Source organism: Actinomyces sp. 2119, from assembly GCF_003591215.1.
In the GTDB taxonomy this organism is placed as follows: Bacteria; Actinomycetota; Actinomycetes; order Actinomycetales; family Actinomycetaceae; genus Actinomyces; species Actinomyces lilanjuaniae.
In genome coordinates, this window is the sequence record NZ_QYRR01000002.1 from 242,601 (window position 1) to 258,836 (window position 16,236).

17 protein-coding genes are annotated in these 16,236 nt (G+C 67.0%); 9 read left to right on the forward strand and 8 right to left on the reverse strand.

Annotated features, from left to right (window positions below; all coding sequences use genetic code 11):
- Positions 1 to 3: 3 nt before the first annotated feature.
- The 3 genes from nrdI to D4740_RS13110 are packed head-to-tail and all read left to right on the forward strand — an operon-like array spanning position 4 to position 2,977.
- The gene (gene nrdI, locus D4740_RS02880) at positions 4 to 426 is read left to right on the forward strand and encodes a class Ib ribonucleoside-diphosphate reductase assembly flavoprotein NrdI (RefSeq protein ID WP_119835427.1); all 423 of its coding nucleotides are present in this window, start codon (positions 4 to 6) and stop codon (positions 424 to 426) included.
- Complete coding sequence (gene nrdE, locus D4740_RS02885) at positions 411 to 2,567, forward strand: class 1b ribonucleoside-diphosphate reductase subunit alpha (protein WP_119835428.1); 2,157 nt, start codon at positions 411 to 413, stop codon at positions 2,565 to 2,567. Before nrdI ends, nrdE begins: the two co-directional genes overlap by 16 nt.
- 11 nt (positions 2,568 to 2,578) lie before the next feature.
- The gene (locus D4740_RS13110; protein WP_259390619.1) at positions 2,579 to 2,977 is read left to right on the forward strand and encodes a hypothetical protein; all 399 of its coding nucleotides are present in this window, start codon (positions 2,579 to 2,581) and stop codon (positions 2,975 to 2,977) included.
- A gap of 116 nt (positions 2,978 to 3,093) precedes the next feature.
- On the opposite strand, the gene D4740_RS02895 is transcribed toward D4740_RS13110, so the two are convergent.
- The 5 genes from D4740_RS02895 to D4740_RS02915 form a co-directional block, all read right to left on the reverse strand.
- A complete protein-coding gene (locus tag D4740_RS02895) occupies positions 3,094 to 3,951 on the reverse strand; it encodes a hypothetical protein (RefSeq protein WP_119835429.1) in 858 nt (285 codons plus the stop codon).
- 294 nt (positions 3,952 to 4,245) lie between these two features.
- Positions 4,246 to 5,841, reverse strand: a complete 1,596-nt coding sequence (locus D4740_RS02900) for a DASS family sodium-coupled anion symporter (protein ID WP_119835430.1) — start codon at positions 5,839 to 5,841, stop codon at positions 4,246 to 4,248.
- Between the two features lie 239 nt (positions 5,842 to 6,080).
- Positions 6,081 to 7,574, reverse strand: coding sequence for an NAD-dependent succinate-semialdehyde dehydrogenase (locus tag D4740_RS02905; protein WP_119835431.1), 1,494 nt, complete (start codon positions 7,572 to 7,574; stop codon positions 6,081 to 6,083).
- Between the two features lie 119 nt (positions 7,575 to 7,693).
- Positions 7,694 to 8,977 carry a Glu/Leu/Phe/Val dehydrogenase gene (locus tag D4740_RS02910; RefSeq protein ID WP_119835432.1) on the reverse strand — a complete coding sequence of 428 codons (1,284 nt, stop codon included), beginning with the start codon at positions 8,975 to 8,977 and terminating at the stop codon, positions 7,694 to 7,696.
- Between the two features lie 219 nt (positions 8,978 to 9,196).
- Positions 9,197 to 9,364: an aminotransferase class III-fold pyridoxal phosphate-dependent enzyme gene (locus D4740_RS02915; RefSeq protein WP_119835433.1), complete on the reverse strand. Its 168-nt coding sequence runs from the start codon at positions 9,362 to 9,364 to the stop codon at positions 9,197 to 9,199.
- Between the two features lie 598 nt (positions 9,365 to 9,962).
- On the opposite strand from D4740_RS02915, the gene D4740_RS02920 reads away from it, so the two are divergent.
- The 4 genes from D4740_RS02920 (at position 9,963) to D4740_RS13125 (ending at position 13,832) form a co-directional block, all read left to right on the forward strand.
- Positions 9,963 to 11,132, forward strand: a complete 1,170-nt coding sequence (locus D4740_RS02920; protein WP_205570060.1) for a Fic family protein — start codon at positions 9,963 to 9,965, stop codon at positions 11,130 to 11,132.
- Positions 11,133 to 11,378: 246 nt separating this feature from the next.
- Complete coding sequence (locus D4740_RS13115; protein WP_259390620.1) at positions 11,379 to 12,083, forward strand: restriction endonuclease; 705 nt, start codon at positions 11,379 to 11,381, stop codon at positions 12,081 to 12,083.
- The gene (locus D4740_RS13120) at positions 11,998 to 13,128 is read left to right on the forward strand and encodes a DEAD/DEAH box helicase family protein (protein WP_259390621.1); all 1,131 of its coding nucleotides are present in this window, start codon (positions 11,998 to 12,000) and stop codon (positions 13,126 to 13,128) included. The genes D4740_RS13115 and D4740_RS13120 overlap by 86 nt, the downstream gene beginning before the upstream one ends.
- 17 nt (positions 13,129 to 13,145) lie before the next feature.
- A complete protein-coding gene (locus D4740_RS13125) occupies positions 13,146 to 13,832 on the forward strand; it encodes a type ISP restriction/modification enzyme (RefSeq protein WP_259390622.1) in 687 nt (228 codons plus the stop codon).
- A gap of 63 nt (positions 13,833 to 13,895) precedes the next feature.
- Here the strand turns inward: D4740_RS13125 and D4740_RS13130 are convergent, their stop codons facing one another.
- Genes D4740_RS13130 through D4740_RS02940 form a run of 3 tightly spaced genes read right to left on the reverse strand, consistent with a single transcriptional unit; the run spans position 13,896 to position 14,907 of the window.
- A complete protein-coding gene (locus D4740_RS13130; protein WP_259390623.1) occupies positions 13,896 to 14,249 on the reverse strand; it encodes a hypothetical protein in 354 nt (117 codons plus the stop codon).
- Entirely contained in the window at positions 14,246 to 14,704 is a 459-nt protein-coding gene (locus D4740_RS13135; protein ID WP_259390624.1) for a hypothetical protein, read from the reverse strand. The genes D4740_RS13130 and D4740_RS13135 overlap by 4 nt, the downstream gene beginning before the upstream one ends.
- Positions 14,704 to 14,907, reverse strand: coding sequence for a hypothetical protein (locus tag D4740_RS02940; RefSeq protein ID WP_119835437.1), 204 nt, complete (start codon positions 14,905 to 14,907; stop codon positions 14,704 to 14,706). The genes D4740_RS13135 and D4740_RS02940 overlap by 1 nt, the downstream gene beginning before the upstream one ends.
- Positions 14,908 to 14,946: 39 nt before the next feature.
- On the opposite strand from D4740_RS02940, the gene D4740_RS13140 reads away from it, so the two are divergent.
- Positions 14,947 to 15,072, forward strand: a complete 126-nt coding sequence (locus D4740_RS13140; protein ID WP_259390625.1) for a hypothetical protein — start codon at positions 14,947 to 14,949, stop codon at positions 15,070 to 15,072.
- Positions 15,073 to 15,247: 175 nt separating this feature from the next.
- Positions 15,248 to 16,228, forward strand: a complete 981-nt coding sequence (locus D4740_RS02945; protein ID WP_259390626.1) for an AAA family ATPase — start codon at positions 15,248 to 15,250, stop codon at positions 16,226 to 16,228.
- Positions 16,229 to 16,236 lie beyond the last annotated feature (8 nt).

The window sequence follows — 16,236 nt, forward strand, 5'->3', positions numbered from 1 at the left end:
TGTATGAGCAGCCAGCCTCCTGGGCCACCCCTTCTGGTCTACTTCTCCTCCACCTCGGAGAACACCCACAGGTTTGTCAGCAGGCTCGGCCTACCCAGTGCTCGTATCCCCCTGCGTCCCGCGGACGGGGCGCTTCGGGTGGAGGAGGACTACGTTCTGGTGGTGCCCACCTACGGCGGTGGCTCCGTCAAGGGTGCAGTGCCTAAGCAGGTCATCAGGTTTCTCAACGACCCGCGCAACCGGGCGCTGTGCCGAGGGGTTATCACCTCGGGCAACACCAACTTCGGCCAGGCCTACGGCCTGGCCGGCGACATCATCGCCAGCAAGCTGGGCGTACCTGTGCTGTACCGCTACGAGCTGCTCGGCACCCCGACCGACGTGGAACGCGTCAAGCAAGGATTGGATAACTTTTGGCAGACACGCTGACGGACACCGGCACGGAGACCGCGCCGTCCCCGGACCTGGACTACCACGCCCTCAATGCCAGGCTGAACCTGTATGACGCCAACGGGCTCATCCAGTTCGACGCCGACCGCCAGGCAGCCCGCCAGTACTTTCTCCAGCACGTCAACCAGAACACGGTCTTCTTCCACGACCTGGAGGAGAAGCTCGACTACCTGGTGAGCGAGGGCTACTACGAGGGCCACGTCCTGGAGCGCTACTCCCCGGCCTTCGTCAAGACGGCCTTCAAGGCCGCCTACGCCCACAAGTTCCGTTTTGAGACCTTTCTGGGCGCCTTCAAGTACTACACCTCCTACACGCTCAAGACCTTCGACGGCAAGCGCTACCTGGAACGCTTCGAGGACCGGGTCACCATGGTGGCCCTGACCCTGGCCGACGGTGACGAGACGCTGGCCCTGGACCTCGTCGAGGAGATGATGACCGGGCGCTTCCAGCCGGCCACCCCGACCTTCCTCAACGAGGGCAAGGCGCAGCGCGGCGAGCCGGTCTCCTGCTTCCTGGTGCGTATCGAGGACAACATGGAGTCCATTGCCCGCGGTATCAACTCCGCCCTCCAGCTGTCCAAGCGCGGCGGCGGCGTGGCGTTGCTGCTGAGCAACCTGCGGGAGATGGGCGCCCCCATCAAGCGGATCGAGAACCAGTCCAGCGGCGTCATCCCCGTCATGAAGCTGCTGGAGGACTCCTTCTCCTACGCCAACCAGCTCGGCGCCCGCCAGGGTGCAGGGGCGGTGTACCTGCATGCCCACCACCCTGACATCATGCGCTTCCTGGACACTAAGCGCGAGAACGCCGACGAGAAGATCCGTATCAAGACGCTGTCGCTGGGCGTGGTCATTCCCGACATCACCTTTGAGCTAGCGCGGGCTAACGAGGACATGTACCTCTTCAGCCCCTACGACGTCGAGCGCGTCTACGGGATACCCTTCGCTGACGTCAATGTCACTGAGAGGTACCGGGAGATGGTCGACGACGGGCGGATCAGGAAGACCAAGATCAACGCCCGCACCTTCTTCCAGACCCTGGCGGAGATCCAGTTCGAGTCCGGCTACCCCTACGTCATGTTCGAGGACACGGTCAACCGGGCCAATCCGGTCAAGGGCAAGGTGGTCATGTCCAACCTGTGCTCGGAGATCCTCCAGGTCAGCGAGCCCAGCGTCCTAGGCGAGGACCTGTCCTTTACCCACGTGGGCAAGGACATCTCCTGCAACCTGGGTTCCCTCAACATCGCCAGGACGATGGACTCCCCGGACTTCGCGCGCACCATCCGCACCGCGGTGCGCGGCCTGACGGCGGTCAGCGACCAGACCCGCCTGCCTAGCGTCCCCTCCATCGACCGGGGCAACCGTGAGTCCCACGCCATCGGCCTGGGGCAGATGAACCTCCACGGCTACCTGGCCCGGGAGCGCATCTACTACGGGTCTGAGGAGGGGCTGGACTTCACCAACGTGTACTTTGCCAGCGTGCTGTTCGCGGCCCTGACCGCCTCCAACGAGTTGGCGGTGGAGCGGGGCCAGAGCTTTGTGGGCTTCGAGGACTCCGCCTACGCCGACGGTTCCTTCTTCGAGAAGTACGTGACTCAGGACTTCGTGCCGGTGACTGACCGTGTGCGCGAGCTCTTCGAGGCCTCCAGTGTGCACGTGCCCACCCGTGCGGACTGGGCGGAGCTGGCCCGTAAGGTCAGGCAGAGCGGTCTGTACAACCGCAACCTGCAGGCGGTGCCGCCGACCGGGTCGATCTCCTACATCAACAACTCCACCTCCTCCATCCACCCGATCGTCGCCAAGATCGAGATCCGCAAGGAGGGCAAGATCGGCCGCGTCTACTACCCGGCGCCCTACATGACCAACGACAACCTGGAGTACTACCAGGACGCCTACGAGATCGGTCCCGAGAAGATCATCGACACCTACGCGGCTGCCACCCAGCACGTGGACCAGGGGCTGAGCCTCACCCTGTTCTTCCCGGACACCGCCACCACTCGCGACGTCAACCGGGCGCAGATCTACGCCTGGCGCAAGGGCATCAAGACCCTCTACTACATCCGTCTGCGCCAGGCGGCGCTCACCGGCACCGAGGTTGAGGGCTGCGTGAGCTGCATGCTGTGAGGACAGCAGTGGTGCAGGGCGACTCCGAGGACTCCAGGGAGCGTCCGGAGGTTCGCAAAGCACTCATCGACATGATGACTGAGATGCCCATGAGCGCCAAGGTCTACCGTGCGAATGCACGGCCGAAGGTCGGCCGTCCCCAGTGTCTTCGCCGACTGGCTGAATCCGTACGTGCGAGCGCCTGCCGACGCCTGGTCCTGGACCAGAATGACTCCGTGATGAGGGCTGATCGGCAGATCCTTCAGCAGGTGCTCGGCTGTGGTTGGGAAGGGACCTATGACCATCTTCGAGACCATGAAGAGCCTCTGCTGTGGCTCGCCGATGCCATCAGCTGGTCCTGGAACAAGGGCGGGGAATGGCGGAGACGGCTGAACGGTATCGACATCAAGGTCATCGAACTCAGTGTGTGACAGGGGGCCAACGCACCGATAACGGTCTGGGCTGCTCCCAGGTACGCGAAACCCGGCTCGCCCACCGTCCGGAAGGCTGCCGGGCACACTTTGCGCTGCTAGTGCAACGCACATCCCTAGTGTACGGTGCTGCCGAGGCGCCTGGCAAGAGAGAATCTGTGCCGGTAGCGTGCTGTGTCCTCTGCTGAGCCTATACAGGTGGCCGTGGCCATGCAGAAGGCGGCCGCAGTTGGCCCTGCTGCACCCGCCTGGCTGCGGCAGGACCGCCTCTGAGTCCCCGTAGGCGGGTGCGCCAGGCGGCGCTCACCGGCACCGAGGTTGAGGGCTGCGTGAGCTGCATGCTGTGATGGTGACTGTCCGTGTCTGGACAACCTGCCTGAGTGTGGGTCACCTGGCGGGAGTGGCGAGGCAGTCCGAGGGGTGATGTGGGCGCCCGGGTCACCGATGGATCTGGCAGTGGCTTCGATGACGCGGTGGTCGCGCCCACCAATATGCCGACATATGCCGTACAGGAACTCGTTGACGGCGCTCTTGCCTTCCGGTGTCCCGAGTTGATCGACGCTCAGTCCCCAGAGTCCGCCAGGACTGGTGAGCACCATCCCTTTGTCCGTCAGCCGCAGTTCGACGGCGCGTCCTGCGGTCGCGTCCGACAGGTCACGGTGGACGAGGGCGTTGGCGACGACCTCTCTCACGGCGACGAGCGGGATGGAGAACTCGGTGCTGGAACGGCCGTCAGTGCTGACAACCAGGGTGCTGGAGACGTTCTGGGCCACCCACTCGGTGGCACCGTCGAGGATCGTGGGGAGTGGGCCGGTGAAGTCCTTGCGGTTCATCGCACGACGGGTCGAGTCTGTTGCGTTGCCAAGGTCGACTGCTGCGGTGAGGCTGAGGTGCGGAAGGTGCTGTTGGGGGTAGGTGCCCAGCGCATAGAGGCCGGCGACCGTGGCCTCGCCGGTGCCTGCGAGGACGTTCATCCGCAGGAGGATCTTGTCGTCGGCAGCATCCTGGAGGGCGGGAGTGGAGTGTCTGACGGAGGCCGCGAAGTCGTTGACAGCGGTAGGGCTCAGGTCATCGGCTTGTCGTTGACGGCTGCTTCCTCGACGTTGACGGCTACGACGGTGGTGCCGCCCAGGTGGATGCTCTCAGCACGAACCCTCAAGGGTGGTGTGAACGCGAACACCTTGCGGGCGAGGCGGTCCTCTCAGGCGAGCCGGGGCGTGCTGGGTGGGGTGCCTCCACGTTCAACAGCGCTGAGCACCCCCGGAGCCTCACAGGCTCAGCCCGAACACTGGGACCACCAGGCCCATGACAGCCAGCGTCACCAGCACCATGCCGATGATGTTGAGCCAGACCCCGGAGCGGACCATGTCTGCGAGCCGAACGTAGCCCGACCCGTAGGCCACGGCGTTGGGCGGTGTGGCCACCGGCAGCATGAAGGCGAAGGTTGCCGACAGGGCGACCGGTGCCGTCAGCAGCAAGACGTTGGCGGGCTCCTGCTGAGTCAGCCCGATACCGACGGCCACGCCCCCCATGATGGGCAGGAAGGCGGCTGCCGTGGCGGTGTTGGAGGTCAGCTCGGTGAGCACGATGACCAGCAGTGCCACCGCGGCCACGAACAGGACAGTGGGCAGTACTTCCAGCCCCCTGGCCTGCTCCCCGATCCAGATCGACAGCCCGAGCCGGGAGAACATGGATGACAGGGAAAGTCCGCCGCCGAACAGCAGCAGCACGTCCCACGGCACCTCCTTGGCGGTGGCCCAGTCCAGCAGGCGGGTCCCCTGGGCACGGTCCCCGGGCAGGAGGAACAAAATGGCGGCGGTCGCCATAGCGATGAGGGCGTCGGAGATGTTCAGGGCGGCCCCGGTCCTCTCCAGCAGGGTGGGGACGAGCACCCAGGAGGCGGCCGCAGCCAGGAACACGATGCTGACGCGTACCTCCCCGCCGCTCATGGGCCCTAGGCGACGCCACTCCTCCTCAATGACCTCGCGGCCCCCGGGAACCGTGTCGATCTCGGGAGGCAGCAGCACGTAGACCAGCAGCCACCACGCCACCACCATGAGGACGGCAGCCAGCGGCACCCCCACCAGCATCCACTGCCCGAACCCGATCTCGACCCCGTGGGTCTCCGAGAGGTAGGCCACCAGCAGGGCGTTAGGCGGGGTGCCGATGATCGTGCCGACCGAGCCGATGGAGGCGGCGTAGGCGATGGCGAGCATGAGCGCGGTGGAGAAGCGTCGTATCCGCTGCCTGCCACCGGCCAGGGAGGAGACCAGCCCCAGCACGGAGGCGCCGATAGGCAGCATGAGCACGGCCGTGGCGGTATTGGATACCCACATGGACAGGAAGCCCGTGGCCACCATGAAGCCCAGAACTAGTGACCGGGGCCTGGTACCGACCCACAGCACCACCCGAAGGGCGATACGGCGGTGGAGGTTCCATCTCTGCATGGTCAGGGCCAGCATGAACCCGCCCATGAACAGGAAGATAGTGTCCGAGGCGTAGGGGGCTGCTACTTCCTCGAAGTCAGCCACCTGGAGGGCTGGGAAGATGACCAGGGGCAGCAGGGCGGTGGCAGCCAGCGGGATCGCCTCCGTCATCCACCACAGGCCCAGCAGTACTGCGGCCGCAGCCACCGTGCGCAAGCCGGTGTCGGTGAAGGCGGCCTCCTCGCCGGAGGCCACGGCTGCGGCATTGACCTGGTCGATGGCGGAGGAGGGGAAGGCGATGTAGGTCAGCACTGCTAGGGCAAGCCCCAGCACGACCCCGATGCTGCGACGGCGCTGCGCCAGCCGGGGTGCCGGGTGCTCGGGAGGGTGCTTGGAGGAGGCTGGGACGGGCGAGGACGGGGCGGTGGTTGGACTCATGCGGATGCACCTCCTTGTGCACGGCAATAAGTTCGACGAGTATACATGAATGTCTGGGACTTGGGTCCTAGGAGCAGGGTGCGGTCCTCACCCAGGCAACGAAAACGTCATAGGACAACAAGGCACCTTGTTGTCCTATGACGTTCTCGGTGTTCGGCCTGCTCGGTGTTCGGCCTGCTCGGTGTTCGGCCTGCTTGCTGCTGTGCTCGCGGTGATGCGGGCTGTATAGCCAGCAGCCGTTACCAGGCGACGGAGAAGTACTGCGTCTCCTGGAACTCACGGATGCCCTCACGGGCGCCCTCACGACCCAGTCCGGACTGCTTGAGCCCCCCGAAGGGAGCAGCGGGGTCGGACACCAGCCCCCGGTTGATCCCGACCATGCCCACCTCCATGCGCTCGGCCAGGCGCAGCGCCCAGCCCAGGTCCTGGGAGAACACGTACCCGGCCAGTCCGTGCTCACTGTCGTTGACCCACCTCAGGAGGTCCGTCTCCTCCTGCCAGGCGACTACGGGCGCGACCGGGCCAAAGATCTCGGTGCGTAGCACCTGTGCGTCAGGAGCGACGTCGGCCAGCACCCGTGCCGGCAGGAAGAACCCGCCGCCCTCCTGCGGGCACGAGGAGCTGGCTGCTACACGGGCTCCGGCTTGCACGGCCTCCTCCACCAGGGCGTTGACCTGGTCACGGGCGCGAGCGCTGACCATGGGGCCGAGTTGATTGGCCTCGTCCGCCAGCGGAGGCCCGACCCTGAGGTCGCGCACCACGGCACCCAGTGCCTCGGTGAAGGTCTCGACCACGTCGGCGTGCACGTAGAAGCGGTTCGCTGCCGTGCAGGCCTGCCCGCCCCCACGCAGCTTGGCCTGGACGGCTCCGGCAACCGCCGCCTCGACGTCGGCGTCGGCAGCCACGACGAAGGGAGCGTTGCCACCCAGCTCCATGGAGGGTACGAGCACCCGGCGTGCCGCCTGCTCCAGGAGCGTGCGTCCTACCTCGGTGGACCCGGTGAAGGAGACCGCCCGGACCCGGGGGTCGGCCAGCCAGGTCTGCGACACCTCGGCGGAGCGCGTCGAGGGCACGATACTGACCACGCCGGCGGGTACCCCGGCGCGCTGGAGGATCCTTCCCAGCGCGACAGCGGTCAGTGGTGTCAGGGAGGCGGGGCGCAGCACCACGGTGCACCCGGCGGCCAGCGCCGGGGCGATCTTGCGGGTGCCCATGGCCGCGGGGAAGTTCCAGGGCGTGATCATGGCGACCACTCCGACGGGACGATGGGTGACGATGGTGCGCGTCCCCCCGGCGGGGGAGACGCCGAACCCGCCCTCGGTACGCACCGCCTCCTCCGAGAACCAGCGGAAGAACTCGGCGGCGTAGAGGACCTCGGCGCGCGCGTCAGCCAGTGACTTGCCGTTCTCAGCGCTGATGAGCCGGGTCAGGTCGTCGACCTCCTCCACCATGAGGGTGAAGGCGCGGCGCAGGACCTCCGCGCGCTCGCGGGGAGCGGTGGCACTCCACGGCCCCAGGGCGGCGGCTGCGGCGTCGACAGCCCGGGTGGCGTCTTCCACACAGGCGTCGGCACAGCGGGCGAGCACCTCCCCGCTGGCCGGGTCCACCACGTCGAAGAGGGCGCCGTCACGGGCGCCTGCCATGCTCCCGTCCAGGAGGAGGCCCTCCTCGGGGTGGAGGTCCTTCAGGTAGGAGACCAGCTCGGGGCTGGCCTGGGCCAGGATGTAGGTCATGAGGGCTCCTTGTTGCCTTTTGTTGCCTTTTGTTGCCTTGTCGGTGGTGCGTCGGAGGCGTCCACCGGTGTCCCTGCGAGATCTCGACTGTCTTGTCGGTGGGTTGCTGGTGCGGCGGCTCACGGGTACAGGCCGCGGGAGTCGTGCGCCTCGGCGACACGCTTGACTGCCATGGTGGTCGCTGCGGTGCGCAGTGACAGGTCGTGGTCCCGGGCGAAGGTGGTCACCTCGGCCCAGGCCTTGTTCATGCGGGTCCGCAGCCGGTCGTTGACCTCCTCCTCGGTCCACCAGTAGGCCTGGTTTCCCTGGACCCACTCGAAGTAGGACACGACCACGCCCCCGCCGTTGGCCAGGATGTCGGGGACCACGAGCACGTCCCTGTCGGCCAGGACGGCGTCGGCAGCTGGTGTCGTGGGTCCGTTGGCGGCCTCGACGACGAGCCTGGCCTGGACGCTGGGTGCCGTCTCCGCAGTAATCACACCCTCCACGGCAGCGGGTACGGCGACGTCGCAGGGGACGGAGAAGATCTCGCCAGCCTGTGTCGGGTCGGCGCCAGGGAAGCCCACGACCGTCCCCTCGGCGTCGACGTGGCTCTCCAGGGCGGGCACGTCGATACCGGCGTCGTTGCGTACGGCGCCGTGGACATCGGAGACGGCCAGGACCTTGACCCCGGCGTCGTGGAGGAAGCGGGCGGTGCCGCGTCCCACCTTCCCAAAGCCCTGGACGACGGCGCTGGAGCCGACCGGGTCCAGGTCGAGGGCCTCCATGGCGTTGAGGACGGAGTAGACGACACCGCGGGAGGTGGCTGCTGCACGCCCCTGGGAGCCCCCCAGGTCCACGGGCTTGCCGGTGACGACACCGGGCACCGTGTAGCCGATGGAGACGGAGTAGGTGTCCATGATCCAGGCCATCGTCTGCTCGTTGGTGCCCATGTCGGGTGCGGGGACGTCCTTGCCCGGTCCCAGGATGGGGATGAGCTCGGAGGTGTAGCGGCGGGTGAGGCGCTCGAGCTCGCGCTCGGAGTAGTTCTCCGGGGTGATGGCCACGCCCCCTTTGGCGCCCCCATAGGGTAGGTCGAGCAGGGCGCACTTCCAGGTCATCCACATTGCCAGGGCGCGGACCTCGTCCAGGTTGACGCTGCCGGAGTAGCGGATACCGCCCTTGGCGGGGCCGCGGGAGATGTTGTGCTGCACCCGGTGGCCCAGGCACAGCTCCATGGAGCCGTCGTCGCGGCGAAGCGGGACGGACACGGTCACCTCCTTCCTGGGGGTGGCGAGCATCTGGTGCGTGCCCGCGTCCAGGTTGAGGAACTCCACAGCGTCGGCCAGCTGGGCCTTGGCGTCGTCCAGCGGGCTGCTGGCTGGGCCGTCTGTGTCGGCCACGGGGGTGGTGGGGCGGGTCATGTCTTCTCCTGGTAGCGGTGGTCATGGTGGGGGTGGCTGGCGCCGACCGGTGCTTGCCGTGGCGGGTGCTGCACGGGGGCGGCCCGGCTCCGGTTACGTCTGCCCAGGCCGACGTCTGCCCAGGCCGACGGCCCGACCCGGCGGTCAGGGGCCGGGAGGCTCCTCAGCGGGTTGCTCTCCAGGGCTTGGGCGAGGATGTCCAGCTCCTGGGCGAGGAGGTCATCGGGTATGGTCAGCGGCGGCAGCGCAGGCCACCGGGTTGCCGCAGTAGGTGCCGCCCAGGGAGCCTGGGCTGACGGCGTCCATGATATCGGCGAGATCAGCGAGATCGGCGATATCGATGCGGCCGGTGACGGCCTGGGCGACCCGAGGAGCTGCGTCGCCCACGATGGTCCCGGCGATACCTGAGGCGCGGTCGATCGAATCTTCGACAAGGTCAAGACCGGCCTGGCTGTCGGCCCTGGCGGTGCGACGGCGCGCCTCGGCCTCACTCCGGACCTGGTCGCCCTGGCCACGGGCGTGGATGGGATGGGTGTTGTGGTGTGAGTAGTTCTACCTCACTGGGATCTGTGCCAGGTGGGCTGGCACAGATCCAGCCAGGCTGGAAGGCGTTTGCAGGAGCGGGAGCCGCGTCAGGCTGCCTGGACGCCGGGAGAGCCACATGGAGTGAGCTTGGTGCGCAGCGCTCCCCCTCATCTGGACGGCCTCCATCTACACGCAAACCGCACCAGACAGGCGCGCGCCGCTGCCAGTGGCCTGGGTAGTCCCGGTGCGAACTTCCAACTCTGGGGGCCGAGAGTTGGATCTTCGCCTCCAGGGTGCAAGTGGAGTTGGATCCTCAGTCCGGGCTTCCAGCTCTGAGGCTGCCAGCCTGGGCACCTGTCAGGCTCAGGGGCGCGGCTCCCGGGTGCGGCTGGAAGTGGATCTGGTGGGTCGCTAACCTGGTCCTTCAGGTCTGGGAGCCGAGGGCTGTATGCTCCGACGCGTGGAAGCCAGGGACTTCGCGGACAGCCTCTTCGGGGCGCCGGCCCGTGAACCGGGAAACCGCTACGCTTTCACCTACTACCTGCCCAAGCCGATCCCCCGGGATCTGGATCTGGGGCGGGAGGTCGTAGCGGCGCTGTCGGAGGCGGACGGTGCCCTGGGTCTTCTCCACGGCCTAGGTACCCTGGTGAGCGACCCGAGCCTGCTCATCGGCCCCTACCGACGCCGCGAGGCTCTGGCCAGCTCCCAGATCGAGGGGACCCAGACCTCCTTGTCAGAGGTCTTCCAGGCCGAGGTCAACGAGCAGGCGAACTCCGACGACGTCATGGAGGTACGCCGCTACCTGGAGGCCACCGACCTGGCCTACGAGCTGGTCAAGACGCTTCCGATTACCCAGAGGCTCGTGCTCCAGGTGCATGAGGTCCTCTTGCGTGGGGTCCGGGGAGAGTCCAGGAACCCTGGTGAGTACAGGCGCTCGCCAGTCTGGGTTGGGCGACCCGGGGCAACGCCTGAGACGGCAGCCTTCGTCCCGCCGCTGCCAGCGCACCTTCCCGAGCTCATGACGGACTGGGAGCGCTTCGTCAATGACGATGGCAGGAGCCTGCCGCCCCTGGTCCAGGCGGCGCTCATGCACTACCAGTTCGAGACGATCCACCCGTTCCTGGACGGTAACGGACGGATCGGCCGACTGTTGATCAACGTGCTCCTCATGGAGCGTCAACGTCTGTCCGAGCCGCTTCTCTACCTGTCCCACTACTTTGAGACCCACCGGGACGAGTACTACGCCGCCCTCCAGGACGTCAGGGAGGCAGGGGACATTGACGGGTGGTTCCGGTTCTTCCTCCGTGCGGTACGAGAGCAGGCTGATGACGCTGTTACCCGGGCAAGAGCGCTGATCCAGCTGCGTGAGACCTACCTGTCCGAGGCCTCCCGGAGCCGCTCGAACCTGACTGCGCTGGTGGAGATCGTCATGCGAAACCCCTACGTGACCGCACAGTCAGTTCAGGTCAGCCTCGGCATGACCAACCAGGGAGCGCGCAACCTCATTCGCACCGCAGAGAGCAGAGGGTGGCTGGTCAGCCTTGGCGCGGCTGGGCGTGGTGGTCGGCAGCAGTGGTATGCACCAGAGGTGCTCCAGATCATGGACGCCCCTATGCAGTACCCGGACTGACGCAGGGCTGGTCGCGGGAATTCACCGGGTAGTCCCGGTGCGAACTTCCAACTCTGGGGGCCGAGAGTTGGATCTTCGCCTCCAGGGTGCAAGTGGAGTTGGATCCTCAGTCCGGGCTTCCAGCTCTGAGGCTCCAGACTTGGAAGGTCGGTTCCCGGGTGAGGTTGGAGCTGGAGCGCGGGGCTCCCGGACTTCCTGGGCACACCCTGCGGCCCTGCGGGAGCTGGCTCCCGTATGCTCAGCCGCGTGAGCCAGCCACGCATCGCTGCCATCCTGGACGAACTGTACTTTGAGGCCCAGACCCAGCGCGGCAGGGGGACGAGTTTTGAGCGCCTGGTGCGGCAGTTCCTCCTGACCGACCCCCGCTACGTCGAGCGCTTCGACGAGGTCTGGATGTGGAAGGACTGGCCGGGGCGCGGCACCCGTCCGGATCGCGGCGTCGACCTGGTGGCGCGTGAGCGCGAGACCGGCGACCTGTGCGCAGTGCAGTGCAAGTTCTATGACCCGCAGGCTCGGGTCTCCAAGGACGACGTCGACTCCTTCCTGGCTGAGTCGGGCACGGGGGAGTTCACCTCGCGCCTGTTCGTCTCCACCACTGACAAGTGGAACTCCGCGGCTGCGGACACAGTGGAGAACCAGGCGATACCGGTCTCCCGCATCGGCCTGGACGACCTGTTCAGCTCGACCATTGACTGGGACAAGTTCAACCTCGCCACCCCGGGGGTCATGGAGCGCGTCGGCCGTAAGACGCTGCGCGAGCATCAGCGGCGTGCGCTCGATGCGGTGACCCAGGGGCTCGCCACGGCCGACCGCGGTAAGCTCATTATGGCCTGCGGCACCGGTAAGACCTTCACCTCGCTGCGCATTGCCGAGGCCATGGCTGGAAGCGGGGGGGGGGAGAGCCCTATTCCTAGTTCCTTCCATCGCCCTGCTGTCGCAGACGCTGCTTGAGTGGAGTGCGCAGGCCCAGGCGCCGCTGCGGTCCTTTGCGGTCTGCTCGGACAACAAGGTCGGCAAGGGCCGCGGCAAGGCGGGGACGTCCTCGCTGAGTGAGGACATCTCGGTGGTGGACCTGGCGATCCCCGCCACCACCGACGCCGAGGCCCTCGCCCGTCGGCTCACCCGGCCCGCCGCCCCCGTCGACGGAGTGACCCCCATGACGGTGGTCTTCTCCACCTACCAGTCCATCGACGTCGTCGCCCGGGCGCAGGAGCTCGGGGCACCAGACTTTGACCTGATCATCTGCGACGAGGCCCACCGCACTACCGGCGCCACACTCGCCGGAGCGGACGAGTCCGCCTTCGTCCGCGTCCACGACAACGCTTACCTGCGTGGCCGCAAGCGTCTGTACATGACGGCGACTCCCCGCATCTACGACGACTCCACCAAGGCGCGCGCCGGCCAGAAGAACGCGGTGCTCGCCTCCATGGACGACGCCGACACTTACGGCAAGGAGCTCTTCCGGCTGGGCTTCGGTGAGGCGGTCTCCCGCAACCTGCTCACCGACTACAAGGTGCTGGTCCTGACCGTGTCCGAGGACGCCGTGGCTAGGAGGCTCCAGTCCTCCCTCGCTGAGGACGGCCAGCTCCGGCTGGACGACGCCGCCCGCATCGTCGGCTGCTGGAATGCGCTGGCCAAGCGCTCTGTGAGTTTGGCCGAGTACGGCACCGACATTCAGCCCATGCGCACCGCCGTCGCCTTCGCCCGGGACATCAGAAGCTCCAAGCGCTTCGCCGAGTCCTTCAACGACGTCGCGCAGGACTACCGCAGCGGTCTGCCCGAGGCGGAGGACGCCGTCGCTCCAGCGGGTGGCAATGATGCTGGGCCGCAGCGACTGCTGGAGTCGGTCGAGGTCAGGCACGTGGACGGCTCCATGAACATCATGAAGCGCAACCGGCTGCTGGGCTGGCTCTCCGGCGAGACCGCAGCCGGGCCGGTAGCGCCGTCGTCGGCAATGAGGGCGGGAGCCTGGACGGCGCGGGCGCGGGCGAGGTGATCGGCGGATACCGGCGCGTGGACAACATCACCGACGCCACCCTGCACGCCTACCGGGAGGCCTACGGGCCGACGGTCAGCAAGGATGACGTCTTCTACTACGTCTACGGGCTGCTGCACTCGCCCGACTACCGCAGCCGCTACGGCGCGGACCTGAAGAAGTCCCTGCCGCGCATCCCGCTGGTCGCCTCCCGCGCGGACTTCATCACCATTGCCACCGCGGGGCGCGGACTGGCCGACCTCCACCTGGATTACGAGACCGTGGAGCCCTGGCCGCTGACCCTGACCGTTGACGGGAAGGAGGTGCCGTGGGCGCAGCGCGACCGGATTGCCCCGGCGCTGCTGCACGTCACCAAGATGCGCTACGCCAAGACCCGGGTGGATGGCAAGCAGGCCGATGACAAGACCACCATCGTCTACAACGAGCACGTGACCGTCTCGGGCATCCCGGAGGCGGCGCAGGACTACCTGCTGGGCTCGCGCAGCGGCCTGGACTGGCTCATCGACCGCTACCAGGCCAAGTCCGACAAGGCCTCCGGGATCGTCAACGACCCCAACGACTGGATGGCCGAGGGTGCGGGTGGCGGCCCCACCGAGCCCGCCCGGCCCCTCTACCTGCTGGAGCTCATCGCCCGTGTGGCAGCCGTCTCCATGCGCACGCAGCAGATCGTGAGCTCCCTGCCGCCCCTGGACGTGCGCAACTAACCGCGGTCCCCGGCGCGCGTCGTGCTCTGCTGCTTGGTTTCAGCGGTTGGCACGGCTCGGTGGTCAGTAGCGGGTGAGCCAGGTCTGCCGGTCGGGGTGGATGCTGCTGTCGTCTGGTGCAGTCACCGTGTACCCCGCATCGCGCAGTGCCTCTGCGGCCACATCAGGGAGCGAGGCCGTCATCGCTCGCACCTGGTTGACTCGCCAGGCCGCACGCTGCTTTTGGAGGACTTCCAGGGCGTCACCGCTATGGTCCACGCCGAGGTCGTGGATGAGCATCTCCAGGAAGTCCTCCAGGGTAGGCCGCAGACGTGGCCCACCCACCGGGAAGTGAATGTCAGACAGCTGGGGAGCGCGCTCCGCGCCAGCGCGCCGGGCGACCTTGCGTCGACCGCTCCCGACGCCGTTGCGGGTCATGGCGAAGGTCCAGTCGTCGCGGTGGGCGTGGACCTGGAGGTGGCAGCAGGGCACGTCAGAGCGAGGGCGTCGTAGGTACTCCAGTCGCACCTGAAGCGGCTGTCCCCGTCAAAGGTCCAGTCGGAGTTCGGGTGTCGTAGGTACTCCAGTCGCACCAGGGGTTCACTGCCCTGCGCGGGCAGCAGGATGAAGGCCGACTTCTCGACAACCATGAAGGAGTGGCGTGGTGACGCCGTGCACTCATAGGAGACCTTGAGGCGAAGGAGCCTTCTGCCCGCAACAGTTAGAGCCACCGGCTTGTCTCCTGGGGTGGCTACTGTTGCCTTCCAGATGTTCTTGCGGACAGCGGCCTGAGCGACGTAGTCGGGCGCATCAAGACATACCGTGCGCACGGTGGCGGTGGTCTGGGCCGCGAAGTCGTGTGTCTGGCGCGCTTGAGCCGAGAAGTCCTCCATCAGTCGGACAGGAGGAAGGTGACAGCGTGGTAGTCGGAGAAGAGAGCGGCCTCATCGTCGTCGTAGTCCCAGTCCTCCTCGCGCTTCAGCGCGCGCTCAAGGCTGCCGAAACGCTGCTCGAGCCTGTCGATCACCGCAGACTTGCGATCCTCGAGCTCCTCTTCCGTGAACACGCGGACCAGGTTGTCTGTGGGTGCTGACATGGCGGACCCCCTTCCTGCCTCCTCCACTGTACTGCCAGCATGGGACGTGAACCGGCGCTTGCGACCGGTTGCCGCAACGCGGCTCCTCTGCCTGACGAGTCCTTGACTGCTGACCACGACCGCATCGGCGGTCCCGCCGCCGCGCGCCGCAGGCAGGCGCGGTAGTGTGGGGTGACGTGAGAGTTTTCCGCGCTCGCGCAGATGACTGCGGGAGAGGGATGCCGCAGGCGAACATGCAGGAGTGCGGCTCCTCGCAGGACCTGCGCGCCTGGCATGCGCGTTCATCCTCTGACGTACCATGGCAGCGAGACGGGTACCGGAACTGCAACCGTGCGGGGGGATGCTGATGGCTGGCCAGGGCTCACACATCACCGCCATGGTCCGCAGCCACGCCTCCGGTGACGACGAGGCGTTCTACTCGGTCGTGCTCCAGGTCGCCGCCCGGGAGGCGCGTCAGGGACACCACCGGCTGGCCGGTGACATCAAGAAGGCCGTGGAGGCCTCCCGGTCCAGGCCGCGGACCCCGCTGGCAGAGGTGACCACACTGCCTCGTCCGCAGGGTGACGTGGCCGAGGTCATGGACGTGCGTGAGCCTCGGGAACGCCTGCGTGACCTGGTGACCTCTGCGGAGCTCGCCGGGCAGATCGTGCAGGTCATCCAGGAGCAGCGTCAGCGGGCAGTCCTCATGGAGCACGGCTTTGTCCCGACGCACCGGCTGCTGCTTGAGGGACCTCCGGGTACGGGTAAGACGATGACAGCCTCTGTCATTGCCTCGGAACTGTCGCTTCCCGTGTGCACTGTGCGCCTGGACGGCCTGATGAGCAGGTTCATGGGTGAGACGGCATCCAGGCTTCGAATTGTGTTCGACGAGGTGTCCACCCGTCGTGCCGTCTACCTTTTTGACGAGTTTGATGCCCTGGGTGCTGACAGAAGTGGCAACGACGTGGGTGAGGCCAGACGCGTCCTCAACTCCTTCCTTCTATTTCTTGAGTCCGCGAGTCCTGAGTCCATCGTTATTGCTGCAACCAACCACCGCGCAATCCTGGACCGGGCGCTCTTCCGACGCTTCGACGCCGTCCTGGCGTACTCCCTGCCCGGCGGCAAGCAGGCGCAGACGCTGATCCGCAAGAGGCTGGGCTCACTGGTCAAGGGCGTGCCGCTCGGCGGTCTGGGCGCACTGACCCGGGGGCTCAGCCACGCCGACCTCGTCAAGGCTGCTGAGTCGGCTGCGAAGTCAGCACTCATGCGGGGGGACAGCGCTGTGACGCGTGCGGATCTTGAGTCAGCGCTGGCTGCTCGCCGTCTGGCGAGCCTGGGGTAAGGAGTTCC

Coding starts and splice junctions, on each gene's coding strand:
- D4740_RS13140 (WP_259390625.1), top strand. CDS start 14,947: ATGGGACGTGAACCGGCGCTTGCGACCGGTTGCCGCAACGCGGCTCCT.
- D4740_RS02895 (WP_119835429.1), bottom strand. CDS start 3,951: ATGAACGTCCTCGCAGGCACCGGCGAGGCCACGGTCGCCGGCCTCTAT.
- D4740_RS13130 (WP_259390623.1), bottom strand. CDS start 14,249: ATGACCCGCAACGGCGTCGGGAGCGGTCGACGCAAGGTCGCCCGGCGC.
- D4740_RS02940 (WP_119835437.1), bottom strand. CDS start 14,907: ATGTCAGCACCCACAGACAACCTGGTCCGCGTGTTCACGGAAGAGGAG.
- D4740_RS02905 (WP_119835431.1), bottom strand. CDS start 7,574: ATGACCTACATCCTGGCCCAGGCCAGCCCCGAGCTGGTCTCCTACCTG.
- D4740_RS02900 (WP_119835430.1), bottom strand. CDS start 5,841: ATGAGTCCAACCACCGCCCCGTCCTCGCCCGTCCCAGCCTCCTCCAAG.
- D4740_RS02945 (WP_259390626.1), top strand. CDS start 15,248: ATGCTGATGGCTGGCCAGGGCTCACACATCACCGCCATGGTCCGCAGC.
- D4740_RS02910 (WP_119835432.1), bottom strand. CDS start 8,977: ATGACCCGCCCCACCACCCCCGTGGCCGACACAGACGGCCCAGCCAGC.
- D4740_RS13135 (WP_259390624.1), bottom strand. CDS start 14,704: ATGGAGGACTTCTCGGCTCAAGCGCGCCAGACACACGACTTCGCGGCC.
- nrdI (WP_119835427.1), top strand. CDS start 4: ATGAGCAGCCAGCCTCCTGGGCCACCCCTTCTGGTCTACTTCTCCTCC.